The 18,654-nt window shown below is 62.3% G+C and carries 3 protein-coding genes and 1 pseudogene; 3 read left to right on the plus strand and 1 reads right to left on the minus strand.

Annotation, left to right across the window (positions count from 1 at the left end; translation table 11 throughout):
* Nucleotides 1–42: 42 nt before the first annotated feature.
* Together HX824_RS29945 and HX824_RS29950 are read left to right on the plus strand one after the other, a co-directional pair.
* Nucleotides 43–12,981: a non-ribosomal peptide synthetase gene (locus HX824_RS29945; RefSeq protein ID WP_177055862.1), complete on the plus strand. Its 12,939-nt coding sequence runs from the start codon at nucleotides 43–45 to the stop codon at nucleotides 12,979–12,981.
* A 132-nt stretch (nucleotides 12,982–13,113) separates the two neighbouring features.
* The gene (locus HX824_RS29950; protein ID WP_177055864.1) at nucleotides 13,114–15,702 is read left to right on the plus strand and encodes a hypothetical protein; all 2,589 of its coding nucleotides are present in this window, start codon (nucleotides 13,114–13,116) and stop codon (nucleotides 15,700–15,702) included.
* A gap of 61 nt (nucleotides 15,703–15,763) precedes the next feature.
* Here HX824_RS29950 and HX824_RS29955 read toward each other — a convergent pair.
* Nucleotides 15,764–15,844: pseudogene (locus HX824_RS29955) on the minus strand (thiol:disulfide interchange protein DsbG); the annotation flags it as partial.
* Between the two features lie 167 nt (nucleotides 15,845–16,011).
* On the opposite strand from HX824_RS29955, the gene HX824_RS29960 reads away from it, so the two are divergent.
* On the plus strand, nucleotides 16,012–18,600 hold the full coding sequence (locus HX824_RS29960) for a hypothetical protein (RefSeq protein ID WP_102605700.1): 2,589 nt from the start codon (nucleotides 16,012–16,014) through the stop codon (nucleotides 18,598–18,600).
* The last annotated feature ends 54 nt before the right edge of the window (nucleotides 18,601–18,654 follow it).

Consider the following 18,654-nt stretch of genomic DNA (forward strand, 5'->3'; position numbering starts at 1 on the left):
ATTCCCCGATTTCCCAGTAAGCCGATTTCAGGCAGGAACCCCATGATGGACGCCTTCGAACTTCCCCGCACCCTGGTTCAGTCCCTTCAACGCCGCGCCGCGCAAACCCCGGATCGACTGGCGTTGCGCTTCCTTGCCGAGACGGCCGAACAGAGCGTTGTCCTCAGTTACCGCGACCTCGACCTGCGCGCCCGCACCATTGCCGCCGCCTTGCAGGCCGACGCCGGGCTGGGCGATCGTGCGGTGCTGCTGTTCCCCAGCGGGCCGGATTACGTCGCGGCGTTCTTTGGTTGCCTGTACGCCGGGGTCATCGCGGTGCCGGCCTATCCGCCGGAGTCCGCCCGCCGCCATCATCAGGAGCGGCTGCTGTCGATCATTGCAGACGCCGAGCCGCGGTTGCTGCTGACCACGTCCAGCCTCGGTGATTCGCTGGCGCAACTCGAAGGCGCGCCGCAGTTGCTGTGCGTTGACAGTCTCCATGTTGAAATCGCGGGCAATTGGATCGCGCCCAACTTGCAGGACGATGACATCGCCTTCCTGCAATACACCTCCGGCTCCACTGCGTTGCCCAAGGGCGTGCAAGTGACCCACGGCAACCTGGTGGCCAACGAATTGCTGATCCGTCGCGGCTTCGGCATCGACCTGAACCCCGACGACGTGATCGTCAGCTGGTTGCCGCTGTACCACGACATGGGCCTGATCGGCGGGCTGCTGCAGCCGATCTTCAGCGGTGTGCCGTGCGTATTGATGTCGCCGGCGTACTTCCTTGGCCGGCCATTGCGCTGGCTCGAAGCGATCAGCGAATACGGCGGCACCATCAGCGGCGGGCCGGACTTCGCCTATCGCTTGTGCAGCGAGCGAGTCAGCGAATCGGCATTGGATCGCCTGGACCTGAGCAAATGGCGCGTGGCGTATTCCGGCTCCGAGCCGATCCGCCTCGACACCCTCGAACGCTTCGCCGAGAAGTTCGCCGCCTGCGGTTTTACCCCGAACAATTTCTTCGCCTCCTACGGCTTGGCCGAGGCCACCTTGTTCGTTGCCGGCGGCACTCGTGGCCAGGGCATCCCGGCCCTGCGCCTGGACGAACAGGCCCTGGCCGCCAATCGCGCCGAGCCAGGGCAGGGCGCGGCGATCATGAGTTGCGGCACCAGCCAGCCCGAGCACGCGGTGCTGATTGCCGACCCCGCCACCCTGGCGACGCTCCCCGACAATGCCGTCGGTGAAATCTGGGCCACCGGCCCGAGCATCGCCCATGGTTATTGGCGCAACCCTGAAGCCACCGCCAAGACCTTCGTCCGGCACGAAGGCCGTACCTGGCTGCGGACCGGCGACCTCGGGTTTATCCGCGAAGGTGAGGTATTTATCACCGGTCGCCTGAAAGACCTGCTGATCGTGCGGGGCCATAACCTGTATCCCCAGGACATCGAGCAAGCCATCGAGCGCGAAGTGGAAGTGGTGCGCAAGGGCCGGGTCGCCGCGTTCGCGGTGAATGACCAGGGCCTGGAAGGCATTGGCATCGCCGCCGAAATCAGCCGCAGCGTGCAGAAAATCCTGCCGCCGGAAGCACTGATCAAGGCGATTCGCCAGGCGGTGGCCGAAGCCTGCCAGGAAGCGCCGAGCGTGGTGGTGTTGCTCAACCCCGGTGGCTTGCCGAAAACGTCCAGCGGCAAGGTGCAGCGCTCGGCCTGCCGCACACGCCTGGCGGACGGCAGCCTCGACAGTTATGCGCAGTTCCCCGGCGTGCAAGCGCAGGCGGGTGATGCGGTGCTGGCGTCCGAGCTGCAAAGCCGGATTGCCGCGATCTGGTGCGAGCAATTGCAGGTGACGCAGGTCGCCGCCGACGATCACTTCTTCCTGCTGGGGGGCAACTCCATCAGCGCCACCCAGGTCGTCGCCCGGCTGCGGGAAACCCTCGGCCTGGAACTGAACCTGCGCCTGTTGTTCGAAGCGCCCACCCTGGCCGCCTTCGCCACCAGCGTCGGGCAATTGCAGCAGGACGGCGGCGTGGCCCAAGGCGCAATCCATGGGTTGTCGCGACAGGAAGACCTGCCGCAATCCCTCGCGCAAAACCGTTTGTGGATCACCTGGCAGCTGGACCCGCACAGCAGCGCCTACACCATCCCCGGCGCCTTGCGGTTGCGCGGCGAGTTGGATGAAGACGCGGTGCGCTCAAGCTTCCAGCAATTGATCCAGCGCCACGAAGCCCTGCGCACGCGCTTCTTCGAGCGCGATGGCCAGGCCTTCCAGCGGGTCGACGCCAAGGCTGATTTCGACCTGCAAGTCATCGACCTCAGCGATTTGCCTGCCGCCGAGCGGGAAGCCCGTGCCAAGCAGATTCGTGAAGACGAAGCCCGCACCCAGTTCGACCTGGAGAAAGGCCCGCTGCTGTGGGTAACGCTGGTGCGCCTGGATGACGAAGACCACCAACTGCTGGTGACGATGCACCACATCATCGCGGACGGCTGGTCGCTGAACGTGTTGATCGACGAATTCTCGCGACTGTACGCCGCTGCGTGCCAGGGCCAACCCCTGGAGCTGCCAGCGCTGGCCCTGCAATACGCCGACTACGGAAGTTGGCAGCGCCAGTGGCTGGCCGAAGGCGAGGGCCAGCGGCAACTGGCTTACTGGAAACAACAACTGGGCGACGAGCACCCAACCCTGAGCCTGGCCACCGATCACCCGCGTTCGGCGCAGCACCTGCGCAGTGCCTCGCGTCACAGTGTGCGTGTGAGCGCGAGCCTCGGCGAAGCCATTCGCAAGACTGCCCAAAGCCACGAATCCACGCCGTTCATGCTGTTGCTCGCCGCGTTCCAGAGCCTGCTCTATCGCTACAGCGGCCAGCGCGATATCCGCATCGGTGTGCCCAACGCCAACCGTCCGCGCCAGGAAACCCAAGGCCTGATCGGGTTCTTTATCAACACCCTCGTACTGCGCGCCGAACTGGATGCGCGCCTGCCCTTCGCCGAGTTGCTGACGGCAACCCGCACCGCAGCGCTGGGCGCCCAGGCCCATCAGGACCTGCCTTTCGAACAACTGCTGGAAGCCTTCCCCCAAGCTCGGGAACAAGGCCTGTTCCAGGTGATGTTCAACCACCAGCAACGTGACCTCGGCGCCCTGCGCCGCTTGCCGGGCCTGCTTGCCGACGAGCTGGCATGGCACAGCCGCGAAGCCAAGTTCGACCTGCAACTGCACACGGAAGAAGACCGCAACGGCCGCTTGAGCCTGTCCTTCGACTACGCCGATGAACTGTTCGACGCCGCCACCATCGAACGCCTGGCCGGGCACTTCATCAACCTGCTGCAAGCCATTTGCGAGCAACCACAACAGGCCATCGGCGATCTGAAGCTGTTGCACGTCGACGAGCAGCGCCAACAACAGCAGTGGAGCGCTGCGCCGTGCACACCGGCGCAGCGCTGGCTGCCGGAACAACTTAACCAACAGGTCTCGGAACGCACCGCACTGGTGTGGCAGGACGGCAGCCTGACCTTCGCGCAATTGCACACCCAGGCCAACCGCCTGGCCCATTACCTGCGGGACAAGGGCGTCGGCCCGGACGTGTGCGTGGCCATCGCCGCCGAGCGTTCGCCGCAACTGCTGATCGGCCTGCTGGCAATCATCAAGGCCGGCGGTGCCTATGTGCCGCTGGATCCGGATTACCCGGCCGAACGCCTGGCCTACATGCTCAAGGACAGCGGCGTGCAACTGCTGCTGACCCAGACTTCACTGCTGGAACAACTGCCCACGGCGCAAGGCGTGTGCGTCATAGCCATGGACAGCCTCAAGCTCGACAGTTGGCCGACCCACGCGCCGGGTTTGCACCTCAATGGCGACAACCTCGCCTATGTGATCTACACCTCCGGCTCCACCGGACAGCCCAAGGGCGTGGGCAACACCCATGCCGCGCTGGCCGAGCGCTTGCAGTGGATGCAAGCCACCTACCAATTGGATGAAACCGATGTGCTGATGCAAAAGGCGCCCATCAGTTTCGACGTGTCGGTGTGGGAGTGTTTCTGGCCGCTGATCACCGGTTGCCGCCTGGTGCTGGCCGGCCCCGGCGAGCATCGCGATCCCCATCGCATCGCGCAGTTGGTGCAGGAGCACGGCGTGACCACCCTGCACTTTGTGCCGCCGCTGTTGCAGCTGTTTGTCGACGAACCGTTGGCTGCCGAATGCACCAGCCTGCGTCGCCTGTTCTCCGGCGGTGAAGCGCTGCCTGCCGAGTTGCGCAACCGGGTGCTGGCGCAGTTGCCGGCGGTGCAGTTGCACAATCGGTATGGCCCCACCGAAACCGCGATCAACGTGACGCACTGGCATTGCCAGGCCGAGGACGGCGAGCGTTCGCCGATTGGCCGGCCGCTGGGCAATGTGATTTGCCGGGTGCTGGATGATCAGTTCGAGCCGCTGCCGGCGGGTGTGCCGGGTGAGTTGTGCATCGGTGGCATCGGCCTGGCCCGGGGTTACCTCGGGCGTGCGGGGCTGACCGCTGAACGCTTTGTCGCCGACCCGTTGGGTGAGGCGGGCGCACGCCTGTATCGCACCGGTGACCGCGTGCGCTGGAGCACCGACGGTGTGCTGGAATACCTCGGGCGCCTGGATCAGCAGGTCAAACTGCGTGGCTTCCGTGTCGAGCCTGAAGAAATCGAAGCCCGCCTGCTGGCTCTCGACGGCATCGCCCAAGCGGTGGTGCTGGTACGGGAAACCGCAGCCGGTGCGCAGTTGATCGGTTACTACACCGCCAGCGAACCGTTGGATGAACAGGACGTAAAAACCGCCCTGGCCGCCGAGCTGCCGGAGTACATGGTCCCGGCGCAGTTGATGCGCCTGGACGCGATGCCCCTGAGCCCAAGCGGCAAACTGGATCGCCGCGCCTTGCCGGAACCGGTGTGGCAGGTACGTGAGCACGTCGAACCTGAAACAGCGCTGGAGCAGCAAATCGCCGCGATCTGGCGTGAAGTCCTGGCGCTGCCACGCATCGGCCTGCGGGACGACTTCTTCGCCCTTGGCGGCCATTCGTTGCTGGCCACGCAAATCATCTCCCGCACCCGCCAGGCCTGTGACGTCGAACTGCCGTTGCGCACGCTGTTCGACGCCAGCGAGCTGGGGGCTTTCGCCGAGCAGGTCCGGCTGATCCAGTCCGCCGGGCAACGTAACCAACAGCTGGCCATCGGCAAGGTCGACCGCAGCCAACCGGTGCCACTGTCCTATTCCCAGCAGCGCATGTGGTTCCTCTGGCAGATGGAGCCCGACAGCCCGGCGTATAACGTCGGCGGCATGGCGCGCTTTCGCGGGGTGCTGGACGTGGGCCGTTTCGAGGCGGCGTTGCAGGCCTTGATCATGCGTCATGAAACCCTGCGCACGACTTTCCCGAGCATCAATGGCGTGGCGCAGCAGAAGGTTGCGGCGCAAACCGGCGTGCGCATGGATTGGCAGGATTTCTCGGCGTTCAGTGAGGCCGAGCGGCAACGGCGTGTGCAACAACTGGCCGACCATGAAGCCCACTCGCCGTTCAATCTGGAAACCGGCCCATTGCTGCGCGCCTGCCTGGTCAAGGCCGGCGAGCAGGAACATTACCTGGTGCTGACCCTGCACCATATCGTCACCGAAGGCTGGGCCATGGACATCTTTGCCCGTGAACTCAGCGCGCTGTACGAAGCGTTCATCGACGACCGCGAATCGCCACTGGCGCCGCTGCCGGTGCAGTACCTCGACTACAGCGTGTGGCAGCGCCAGTGGCTGGAGTCCGGCGAACGCCAGCGCCAACTGGATTACTGGACCGCGCAACTGGGCACCGAACATCCGCTGCTGGAGCTGCCGGGCGACCGGCCGCGTCCGCCGGTGCAAAGTCACCAGGGCGAGCTGTACCGTTTCGATTTGAGCGATGACCTCGCCGCCCGCGTGCGTGCCTTCAACGCCGAACGCGGCCTGACCCTGTTCATGACCATGACCGCCACCCTCGCGGTATTGCTCTACCGCTACAGCGGCCAGACCGACCTGCGCATCGGCGCGCCGGTGGCCAACCGGATTCGCCCGGAAAGCGAAGGGCTGATTGGCGCATTTCTCAACACCCAGGTGCTGCGTTGCCAGCTCAACGGGCAGATGAGTGTCGGCGAACTGTTTGACCAGGTTCGCCACACCGTGATCGAAGGCCAGTCCCATCAGGACCTGCCGTTCGACCATCTGGTGGAGGCCCTGCAACCAACCCGCAGCGCGGCGTACAACCCGCTGTTCCAGGTGATGTGCAACGTGCAGCGCTGGGAATTCCAGCAGAGCCGCACCCTGGCCGGGATGACCGTCGAATACCTGGCTAACGACGCCCGCGCCACCAAGTTCGACCTCAACCTGGAAGTCACTGACCTCGATCATCGCCTGGGTTGCTGCCTGACCTACAGCACCGACCTGTTCGACGAGCCGCGCATTGCGCGCATGGCGGCGCATTGGCAAAACCTGCTGGAAGCCTTGCTTGCCGATCCGCAACAGCGCCTGAGTGAGTTGCCGTTGCTGGAGGCTGGCGAACAGCGCGCCCTGCAAGACAGCCTCGGTATTGAAGCCGGCGAGCATCGCCTCGACCAGTGCATCCATCACCTGTTCAGCGAGCAGGCCCTGGCCCGTGCCGATGCACCGGCGTTGACCTTTGCCGGGCAGACCCTGAGCTACAGCGAACTCGACAGCCGTGCCAATCGCCTGGCCTGGATGCTCCGCGAGCGCGGCGTGGGCCCGCAGGTGCGGGTCGGCCTGGCGTTGCCGCGTTCGCTGGAAATGGTCGTCGGCCTGCTGGCAATCCTCAAGGCCGGTGGCGCCTATGTGCCGCTGGACCCGGAATACCCGCTGGACCGCCTGCACTACATGATCGAAGACAGTGGCATCGGCCTGTTGCTCAGCGATGCTGCGATGTTCGACGCATTGGGCGAACTGCCTGAGAGTGTCGGCCGCTGGTGCCTGGAAGATGACCTGCCGACCCTGGCGGACTACCCGGCGAGCGAGTTGCCTTTCATCAGCCTGCCGCAACATCAGGCCTACTTGATCTACACCTCCGGTTCTACCGGCAAGCCCAAGGGCGTGGTGGTGTCCCACGGCGAAATCGCCATGCATTGCCAGGCGGTGATCGAGCGCTTCGGCATGCGCCCGGATGACTGCGAGCTGCACTTCTATTCCATCAACTTTGACGCTGCCACCGAGCGTCTGCTGGTGCCGTTGCTCAGTGGTGCCCAGGTGGTGTTGCGGGCCCAGGGCCAGTGGGACGCGGAAGAAATCTGCGGGCTGATTCGTCGGCACCGCATCAATATCCTGGGCTTCACCCCAAGCTATGGCAGCCAGTTGGCGCAATGGCTGGCCACGCAAGACCAGACCCTGGCGGTGCGCATGTGCATCACCGGCGGTGAGGCCCTGACTGGCGAACACTTGCAGCGCATTCGCGCGGCATTCAAGCCGGCGCTGTTTTTCAACGCCTATGGTCCGACTGAAACCGTGGTGATGCCGTTGGCCAGCCTGGCCCCGGAAGCCTTGGAAGAGGGCGCCGGCAGCGTGCCGATCGGCAGCATCATCGGCGCGCGTGTGGCCTACATTCTGGATGCGGATCTGGCGCTAGTGCCGCAAGGCGCGACCGGCGAGTTGTACGTCGGCGGTGCAGGCCTGGCCCAGGGGTATCACCAGCGTCCGGGGATGACGGCGGAGCGGTTTGTCGCGGATCCGTTTGCCACGAACGGCGGTCGCCTGTATCGCACCGGTGACCTGGTGCGCCAGCGTGCCGATGGCCTGGTGGAATACCTCGGTCGTATCGACCATCAAGTGAAGATTCGTGGTTTCCGCATCGAGCTGGGAGAAATTGAAACCCGCCTGCTGGAACACGAGGCGGTGCGTGAAGCGGTGGTGTTGGCGCTGGACTCTCCGAGCGGCAAGCAGTTGGTGGCCTATCTGGTCAGCGACCAGGAGCAGGGCGCGCTGCGTGAATCCCTCAAGGCGCATTTGAAAGCGCAGCTGCCGGACTACATGGTGCCCGCGCACCTGATCGTCCTCGACAGCATGCCGCTGACCGCCAACGGCAAACTCGACCGCCGCGCCTTGCCGCAGCCGGACCCCGAGGCGAATCGTCAACAGTACGTGGCGCCGCGCAACGAGCTGGAGCAAACCCTGGCGGCCATCTGGTGCGCGGTACTGAACGTGCAACAGGTAGGCCTTGACGACAACTTCTTCGAGTTGGGCGGCGACTCGATCCTGTCGATCCAGGTGGTCAGCCGGGCCCGGCAGGCGGGGATTCATTTCAGCCCGCGTGATTTGTTCCAGCACCAGACCGTGCAAACCCTGGCCGCCGTGGCGACCCGCAGCGAGCAGGTCAGCGCCGAACAAGGCGTGTTGACCGGCGCGTCCGGGCTGACGCCGATCCAGCACTGGTTCTTCGACACCGACATCCCGGAGCGCCAACACTGGAACCAGGCATTGCTGCTGGAGCCGGTTCAGGCCCTGGAACCTCATCGCCTGGAACAAGCGTTGCTGGCGGTGCTGGAACATCACGACGCCCTGCGCCTGAGCTTCACCCAGCGCGACGCCCAATGGCACGCCGAACACTTGGCGGTGCCGGAAGGCGGCCTGCTGTTGCAAGCCCAGGTGGCGGACATGGAGCAGTGCAGCGCGCTGTTCACCGACACCCAGCGCAGCCTCAACCTCGCCCATGGCCCGTTGTTGCGCGCGCTGCTGGTGGACGGCCCGCAAGGCCAGCGCCGGCTGCTGATCGCGATCCATCACCTGGTGGTGGACGGCGTTTCCTGGCGGGTATTGCTGGAAGATTTGCAGACCGTGTATCGCCAGTTGAGCGACGGCCAGCCGGTCAACCTGCCGGCCAAGACCAGCGCCTTGCGCGACTGGGCGGCGCGGTTGCAGGCGTATGCCGGCAGCGAATCCCTGCGTGAGGAGCTGCACGTGTGGCAGCAACAGTTGGCCGGCCCTGCCGTTGAATTGCCGGTGGATCACCCACAGGGTTCGCTGCGCAATCGCGACGCCGATACCGTCAGCGTGCGCCTGGATGCCGAGCGCACCCGCCAGCTGTTGCAGCAGGCGCCAAGTGCCTACCGCACCCAGGTCAACGATTTGCTGCTGACGGCCCTGGCCCGTGTGCTGTGCCGTTGGAGTGGCCATGAATCCGCATTGATCCAGCTGGAAGGCCACGGCCGCGAGACCCTGTTCGACGAGATCGACCTGACCCGCAGCGTCGGCTGGTTCACCAGCGCCTACCCGCTGCGCCTGACCCCGCTGCATATCGAAGAGGCCGCCGGGCAGGGCGCCTCGATCAAGGCGATCAAGGAGCAACTGCGCGGCGTGCCCCACAAGGGGTTGGGTTATGGCGTGCTGCGCTACCTGGCCGACGACCTGTGCCGCCAGACCATGGCCGCGTTGCCGAGCGCCAGTATCACCTTCAACTACCTCGGCCAGTTCGACCAGAGCTTTGGCGCCGACGCACTGTTCCACCCGCTGGACGAGTCCGCCGGGATCGCCCACGACCCGGACGCGCCGTTGCCCAACGCGCTGAGTGTCGACAGCCAGGTGTACGGCGGTGAGCTGGTGCTGCGCTGGACCTTCAGCCGCGAGCGTCACCACAGCCAGACCATCGCTGAACTGGCGGACGCTTACCTGGCGGAACTGCAAAGCCTGATCGAACATTGCCTCAAGGCAGACGCGGGCGGCCTTACGCCGTCGGACTTCCCGCTGGCGCACCTGACCCAGGGGCAACTCGATGCGCTGCCGGTGCCGGCCAATGCCATCGAAGACGTGTACCCGCTGACCCCGATGCAGGAAGGCTTGCTGCTGCACACCCTGCTGGAACCGGGCACCGGCCTCTACTACATGCAGGACCGCTACCGCATCAACAGCGCCCTGGACCCCGAGCGTTTCGCCCAGGCCTGGCAGGCGGTGATCGCCCGTCATGAAGCCTTGCGCGCCTCGTTCTGCTGGAACGTCGGCGAAGACATGTTGCAGGTTATCCACAAGCCCGGCAGCACGCCGATCGAGTACCTCGACTGGAGCCAGGAGCCGGAAAGCGAGCAGGAACCGCGCCTGCAAGCGTTGCTGAAAAGCGAGCGTGAAGCCGGTTTCGATCTGCTTAACCAGGCGCCCTTCCACCTGCGGCTGATCCGCGTAGGCGAAGCCCGCTACTGGTTCATGATGAGCAACCACCACATTCTGATCGATGCGTGGTGCCGCTCGCTGCTGATGAACGATTTCTTCGACATCTACATGGCCCTCGGCGAAGGTCGCGAAGCGCAACTGGCGACGCCACCGCGTTACCGCGATTACATCGCCTGGCTGCAACGCCAGAACCTCGCCGAGGCGCGCCAGTGGTGGCAGCAGAACCTGCAAGGGTTCGAACGCACCACACCGATTCCGAGCGACCGGCCGTTCCTGCGCGAGCATGCCGGCCACAGCGGCGGCATGGTGGTAGGCGACTGCTACACCCGCCTGGATGTGCGCGACGGCGCGCAATTGCGCGAGCTGGCCCAGGCTCATCAATTGACGGTGAACACCTTCGCCCAGGCGGCATGGGCCCTGGTGCTGCGGCGCTTGAGTGGCGATCGCGACGTGCTGTTCGGCGTCACCGTGGCCGGGCGCCCGGTAGAAATGCCCGAGATGCAGCGCACCGTCGGGCTGTTTATCAACAGTATCGCCTTGCGGGTCAAGCTGCCGGAGGACGATCAGCAGTGCAGCGTGCGCCAATGGTTGAGCGGCCTGCTCGACAGCAATATGCAACTGCGCGAGTACGAGTACCTGCCGCTGGTGACCATCCAGGAGCACAGCGAATTGCCGAAAGGCCAGCCGCTGTTCGACAGCCTGTTCGTGTTCGAGAACGCCCCGGTGGAAGTCTCGGTACTGGACCGTGCGCAAAGCCTGAATGCCACCTCGGATTCCGGTCGCACCCACACCAACTTCCCGCTGACTGCCGTGTGCTACCCGGGCGATGACCTGGGCTTGCACCTGTCCTACGACCAGCGTTATTTCGATGAAACCACCGTGCAAGGCATGCTCGCTGAATTCAAGCGGCTGCTGCTGGCGCTGGTGCAGGGCTTCCATGGCGACATGGCCGACTTGCCGCTGATTGGCGAGCAGGAGCGTGAGTTCCTGGTGGACGGCTGCAACCAGAGCGAGCATGAATATCCGCTGGAGCGCAGTTACATCGAGCTGTTCGAAGCCCAGGTGGCACAGCATCCACAGCGGATTGCCGCCAGTTGCCTGGATCAGCAATGGACCTACTCTGAGCTGAACCGGCGCAGTAACCGCCTGGGTCATGCGCTGATTGCCGCGGGTGTCGGGCTGGACCAACCGGTGGCGTTGCTGGCTGAACGTAATCTGGATTTGCTGGGCATGATCATCGGCAGCTTCAAGGCCGGTGCCGGGTACCTGCCGCTGGACCCGGGCCTGCCGAGCCAGCGCTTGAGCCGGATTATCGACTTGAGCCGCACGCCGTTGCTGGTGTGCACCGAAGCGTGCCGCGAGCAGGCGCAGGTGCTGCTGGAAGAGTTTGCCTGCTGCGGCCGGCCGAAGTTGCTGGTGTGGGAGGAGATGACTGGCTCGCAGGAAAACCCCGGTATCTACAGTGCGCCGGACAACCTTGCCTACGTGATCTACACCTCGGGCTCCACTGGCCTGCCCAAGGGCGTGATGGTCGAACAGCGCGGCATGCTCAATAACCAGTTGAGCAAGGTGCCGTATCTGCAACTGACTGAGCACGATGTGATCGCCCAGACCGCCTCGCAAAGTTTCGATATCTCGGTGTGGCAGTTCCTCGCGGCGCCGCTGTTCGGGGCGAGGGTGGACATTGTGCCAAATACCATTGCCCATGATCCGCAAGGCTTGCTCGCTCACGTCCAGGCCCAGGGCATTACCGTGCTGGAAAGCGTGCCGTCACTGATCCAGGGCATGCTCGCCCAGGAGCGCATGAGCCTGGATGGCTTGCGCTGGATGCTGCCGACGGGTGAAGCGATGCCGCCGGAACTGGCGCACCAGTGGTTGCTGCGTTATCCGCAGATTGGCCTGGTCAACGCGTATGGCCCGGCGGAATGTTCGGACGACGTGGCGTTCTTCCGCGTCGACCTGGCGTCGACCCGTGGCACTTATCTGCCGATTGGTACGCCGACCGACAACAACCGGTTGTACCTGCTGGACGGCGCGCTGGAATTGGTGCCCCAAGGCGCGGTTGGCGAGTTGTGCGTGGCCGGGACGGGCGTGGGTCGTGGTTATGTCAGCGATCCGCTGCGCACGGCGCAAGCGTTTGTGCCGAATCCATTGGGTGCGGACCGGTTGTATCGAACAGGGGATTTGGCCCGCCGTCGCAGCGACGGTGTGTTGGAGTACGTCGGGCGCATCGACCATCAGGTGAAGATTCGCGGTTACCGGATCGAGCTGGGTGAAATCGAAGCGCGCCTGCATGAGCAGCCTGAAGTGCGGGATGCGGCGGTGGGCGTGCAGGAGGGCGTCAACGGCAAGCATCTGGTGGGCTACCTGGTGGCGGCGGATGCGCAGCTCAACCCGGGTGAGCGCCTCGATCGCATCAAGCAACGCCTGCGGGCCGAGCTGCCGGAATACATGGTGCCGTTGCATTGGTTGTGGCTCGACCGGTTGCCGCTGAACGCCAACGGCAAGCTGGACCGCAAGGCCTTGCCGGCACTGGAGATCGGCCAGTTGCACAGCCAGGAATATCTGGCGCCGCGCAATGAGCTGGAGCAGACGCTGGCCGGGATCTGGGCCGAGGTGCTCAAGGTCGAGCGCGTCGGCGTGCAGGACAACTTCTTCGAACTGGGCGGGCATTCGTTGCTGGCCACGCAGATAGCTTCTCGGGTGCAGAAGACGCTGCAGCGGGATGTGCCGTTGCGGGCGATGTTCGAGTGCAGCACGGTGGAGGCGTTGGCGGGGTATATCGACGGGCTGGCGGCGAATGAGATCAGCGCCGAGAAGGTGGATCGGTTGAGTGATTTGATGGCGGAGCTGGAGGGTTTTTAACTCGGATCGCAACGCGCCACTCGTCGGGTGGTGCGGTTTTTAAGGTTCGAACTGTGAATTCTGACAGTAGGCAAGGGGGGCATTTCGGCGTGTGATGGGCAACACCATCACTCGTTGAAATGGAGTTCTATCATGCCCAAGTCATCACCGTTGACCCTTGACCTGCCCAAGCCACAGTTGGTCGAAGCCGAGGGAGAGCCCCGGGTTGACCCGCTCCAGTTGCTGGAGGGGGCTACTGTCCGGGTGTTCTACGAAGGGATGCTCAGCACCGACAGTATTGTGTTGCGCTGGGAGTCGACACCGGGGGAATACGCGCCGATTGCCTCCCTGGATGGCGTCGAAGCAGGCTCGGTCGAGTTCCACGTACCCCCGTATTACGTAGGGCTGCGCATTGATAACTTCGCGCTGTTTTCCTATGTCGTTACCCGCGATGGCGAGGAACATCCTTCCCCCGTTGCCGACGTGTTCATCAAGCTGCCGTCCAATTTGCCGCAACTGCAGATCTTTCAAGCCTCAGGCGGTGTTCTGGACCTGTCCTTGTTGTGCGGTGAAGACCCGGTTCTGCATGTCGACGCCTGGCCGTTCATCGACCCGGTTCAAGTGGCTCAGGTCTATATCGGGGGGATTTACCCTGATGGGTCCAAGGCCAGTCTCTACCCTTATGAAGATGCACCGGTAACAGATGAGGACGTGCGCCATGGCTGGACCCGAAAGTTGTCCCGTGCCGAGCTGGCCACGCTCAAGCATGACAGTGAGCTTTATATTGCGTTCTACGTTGAGTTTTTGCCGCGTGCGGATTCCAGGCCGGTGTATCGGCTGATTTCTGGTTTGGTGTTGACGTTGCTCATCGAGCCTCATTTGGATCTCGTAGCGCCCACGGTGGTGGAAGCCACGCAAATCACACCTGAAAATCTCGTATTGAATCCGGTCAATACCCAGGACGGTGCGACCATCCGGGTCAGCTATGAGCATATGTGCCCTTGCGACTGGGTTTGCGCCTTCTGGGAAGGGACTGCCGGGGCAGGTACTCCGGTACTCGAGTGCAAGCAGGCCGACAATCGGGACGTTGTTGATTTTAATGTGCCGGCGTCAGCCATCAGCGCCAATTTCAATAAGCAGGTGTCGGTCCGCTACACCGTCCGACGGGAAGGGCAAACCTGGTCGGCGCTGCCGCGACCGGTAAAAATCCTGAATATCTCCGGCCTGCCCAAGCCGCAGGTGGAACAGGCCACGGGCAGTACGCTGGACCTCAATACGTTCCAGGGGGACGCGCAACTGACGGTGGCGGCCTATGCCTACGGCGCCTTGGGGCAGCCCTGCTGGATGTGGGTAACCGGTGAGCGGGAAGATGGCGCGCCTTATCGCTTCGATGTGCTGGACGGCGAGCCGCTCTCCGAGCAATGGCTGCAGGAGGGCGTCAGTACGCTGCTGTCCCGCCGCGATCTGCAAAAGCTGGCCGATTGCAGCCGCTTTAACGTGCATTTTGCGGTGAACTTCGATGGCCGGTCCGACAGGGCCAGCGCCGAGCCGTTTCCTGTGCTGCACCTGGATATTCATCAGGAAGACCTGGTCCTGAAACCCTTGACCATTCGGGAGGCCGTGGGCTCGCAGTTGACGGTATGGAATGGCCGTGATGGCGTGACGGCACGGGTGGAATATGACCACATCAGTGCTCATGACGAGATCAGCGTGTGTTGGACACAATCGGACGGTAGTTGCCTGCCGTTGCCACCCAAGCCGGGTAACACTGATCCGAAGTACGTTGACTTCACCATTCCCCGCGAGGCTGTAATCGCTGGAAGCGGCAAAACAGTGCCCGTCAGTTACAGCGTCGCGAGCGCATGCAAGCACGTCACGTCAGCTGACCTGGAGCTACAGATCAGTGTCCCGCAGCGCTTGCCTGCGCCAGAGGTGCCGCAGGCCACTCAATTGCCCGGTGGCCAGGGGACACTGGACTTGCGCACCTTTACCGGGGATGCCGAGATTACGCTGCAAGCCTGGTGGTTCATCCTGGCGGGGCAAAAGGGCTGGCTGGAATGTACGGGAACCTTGCTCGACGGGTCGTCCCATACCCTCAAGCTGCTGGTCAATGAGCCGATCACGCAAGAGCAGGCAAACCATGGGTTGTCGCACGTTCTGCCTCGTGAGGAACTGGAAAAGTTTCGCCACAGGTCCGTATTGAACATCGTGTTCAAGGTTACGGCGGACGGCAGCTCCCATGTGAGCGAAGCAATTGTGTTCCCTGTGCTGATGTTGCTGTTGCGCAAGCAGTACAGAGACCTGACGGATTTCAACGATCAGACCTTGGGTTTATGGACCGTAGGGTCAGGCGCACCCGATGCCAGGGATATCAGCATTGAATATATGGGGACGGGACCTGACGGCAAGCCCGATTACGCAGTCAGGAATTTCACATACACCAATAACAGTTTCGGCCCGATCCTGCAGCGGCGCTTCTTGGATTTGGAGAGCGGTTTTACTTATCGGTTTTCCGTACGGATTCGACGGTACAGCGTTGCGTTCGCGACGCCCAAGTTATCGTTGCGCAAAGACTCCATTCAACAAACACCGGTGGAAGAGTTGGTTGACCTGAACTGGCACACACTGAGCTTCACCTTTACGCCAACCATCGCTCCCGTGCTGCTGGAAATCTATAGCCATGAAGGCGCTACGAGCGGCAACGATTGGTACATGGATGATTTCCTGGTCGAGGGGATTTAATCCGCGCTGAAAAGACAATGCCCGCTTCGATGCGGGCATTGTCTTTTCAGGCTAGGGCTGATTATTTCGGACCGAGAATCTTCACCAGCTTATCCGGCGACGGCGCTCCTTGCTGTTCGCCCTTGTCATCCAGATAGAAAATCACTCGTGCCACGACGTGCCACTCGTCGTGCGGCGTGGTTTTTGAGGTTGGAACTGTGAATTCTGACAGTAGATTCGGTTTCTTTTTCAGCATTTGATAAGGGCTCGCCAGTCGGACTGGTTTCAGTCCGTCATGAGGCGCTCTTCTCATGGAAAAGGAGTTTAGGTATGCCTGCCAAATCTGCAACCGCCATCGTTCCTGAGGTTACATTGGTTCAAGCTGTGGGACGAAGGCTGGATCCGCTTGATGCGATCGACGGCGCAACGCTTCGAGTTTGTTATGAAGGAATGAGTGAGGATGACCTCATTCGGGTGTTCTGGAAGAGCTTGCCAGGGGAAGAATATGCGCCTGAGCCCCTGCATGGTGTGACAGAGGGGTGTGTGGATTTTCATATCCCGCCCTATTACGTCGGGCTGCGTATCAATCGCTTTGCGCTGTTTCGTTGTGTGGTTACCCATAATGGCGAGGAGTTTTCCAGCAGTGAGAGCGATATTTATGTGACATTGCCGTTCAACGATCTTCCCCATCCTGACGTGCCTCAGGCGGTCGATGGGGTGTTGGACCTTACAGTATTGTGTGGGCAAGACCCGCAGGTGTATGTGACGCCTTGGGTGTTTATTGATCCGATTCAGTTCGTTTGGCTGGACCTCCATGGCACCCTGGCGGACGGGAGCGCCTTTACGCTTCGCCTGGTCAATCACGAGCAGGTGACAGAAGCCGAGGTGCATGAGGGATGGCGCAGAGCTTTACCCTTGGACAAACTGCGGGGGCTTAAACAGGGCAGTCAACTGACCCTGGTATTTATCGTGGCCTTTAACGGTCCGGAGGATGATGCATCCAGACTTTTTCCGAGTACCACATTGACGGTGCTCACTGAACCCCATTTGAATCTCGTGGCACCTACGCTGGTTGAAGCGACGCTGATTTCGCCTGAACACTATGCACTCAATCCGGTCAATGCCCAGGAGGGGGCTACCATCCGGGTCAGTTATGAGCAGATGTGCCCATGCGACTGGGTGTGTGCCTATTGGGAGGGCACGCCCGGGGCGGGTAGCCCGCAGCTGGAATGTAAAAATGCTGGCGATGAGGCGTTTGTGGAATTTCACGTGCCACCCTCGGCTATCAGCGCCAATTTCAATGAACAGGTCACGGTCCATTACACGGTCCAGCGGGAAGGTCAGACGTGGCCATCGCCTGAACGCCATGTGCAAATTCTCAATGTCAGCGAGTTGCCTGCACCGCAGGTTCTCCAGGCCACAGGCCATGTACTGGACCTCAATACCTTCCACGGTGACGCACAAGCCCTGGTGATTCCTTTCCCTTATCGTGCCTTGGGCCAGCCTTGCTGGTTATGGGCCACCGGTGAATTGGACGATGGCACGCCTTACCATTTTGATGTGCTGGAGGGGGAGCCGCTGGCCGAGGAGTGGTTGCACGACGGCGTCAGTGCGGTGCTGTCGCGGCATGAGCTGCAAAAACTGGCGGATTGCAGTGGGTTGAGCGTGCACTTTGCGGTGAACTTCAATGGCCAGGTTGATCTGGCCAGCGCTGAACGGTTCCCGGTGTTGCACTTGGAGCTTGAACAGGAAGCGCTGGTGCTCGACGCACCAAGGGTGCTGGAGGCAGTCGGCCAGGACCTGACGATTTGGAACGGTCGGGACGGTGTGACGGTGCGTGTGGAGTATGCACACATCAGCTCGGGGCAAATGATCAGCCTGGACTGGATTCGGTCGGACGGTACCCGCTTGCCGTTGGCGCCGGAGCCCGGCAACGGCGACCCGGGTTATGTGGATTTCCCAATCCCCCGTGAAGCGGTGATTCAAGGCGCCGGTAAAACGATCCAGATTAACTACACCGTCACCAGTGCCTGCAAGCGGGCACCCTCCAAAACGCTCAATTTGCGCATCAGTGTACCGGTGCGGCTGCCGGTGCCGGTAGTGCCCGAGGCCACGCCACCTGCGACCCAAAGCGGTATTCTGGACCTGCGGACATTCGCGGGAGATGCCCATATTACTGTGGAAAAATGGTGGTTTATCCTGGCGGGGCAGAGAGGTTGGCTACAAGTAGACGGCACAAGGGAAGATGGGAGCGCCTATGTCATCAGGGTGATGATGGCCGAACTGATTACCGAGGGGGATGTTGAGAACGGCCTGAGACGGGTTCTCCTGCGCTCCGAGTTGGAGCAGTTGCGTAACCTTACACCGTTGGTCGTGACATTCGGCTGCACGCCGGATGGCAGTCCCAGCCCGGGTCAGGAGATCGTCTTCCCAGTACTGAGTTTGGTTTTTACCAAGCCTATGAAAGATGTAACTGACTTTAACCCGAACCAGAAAGGCTGGAATAACTGGCAAAGAGGGGCGGGAGCAGCATCTCAGGGTGACCTGGTACTTAAAACCGGGGCAGTGCCGGGAGCTGCGTCGGGGTATTACTTGTTTGATTGGGGGAATACGTACACCAGTAACCCCGTTACACAGCGCGAAAAGCTTTTCAAACTCTACACTCAACTGCAGTCAGGCCGTATTTACAGGTTCAGTGCTTGGATACGTGACAATAGCGGCTCACCTCCAAAGCCTTCTATGGTGTTGGTGGCAAACGGGGCCGATATTACTTCGATCACCTCTCCTGGGTTGTCTTGGCAGTTGCTCCAAGGAACCTTTACTGCCACTTCAACGACAAGGCTCAGCGTTGATAATCGTCAGATGGGGAACCCCGGCAATGACTTCGATGTGACGTTACTGGTGGTGGAGGAGGTTTGATCTGCTTGGAATTGGTCGCTTGAAGGATACAGGCCTCCGGCTTTTGGGAGGCCT

Origin of the sequence: Pseudomonas sp. D4002 (assembly GCF_013385665.1) — a bacterium.
Classification (GTDB): domain Bacteria; phylum Pseudomonadota; class Gammaproteobacteria; order Pseudomonadales; family Pseudomonadaceae; genus Aquipseudomonas.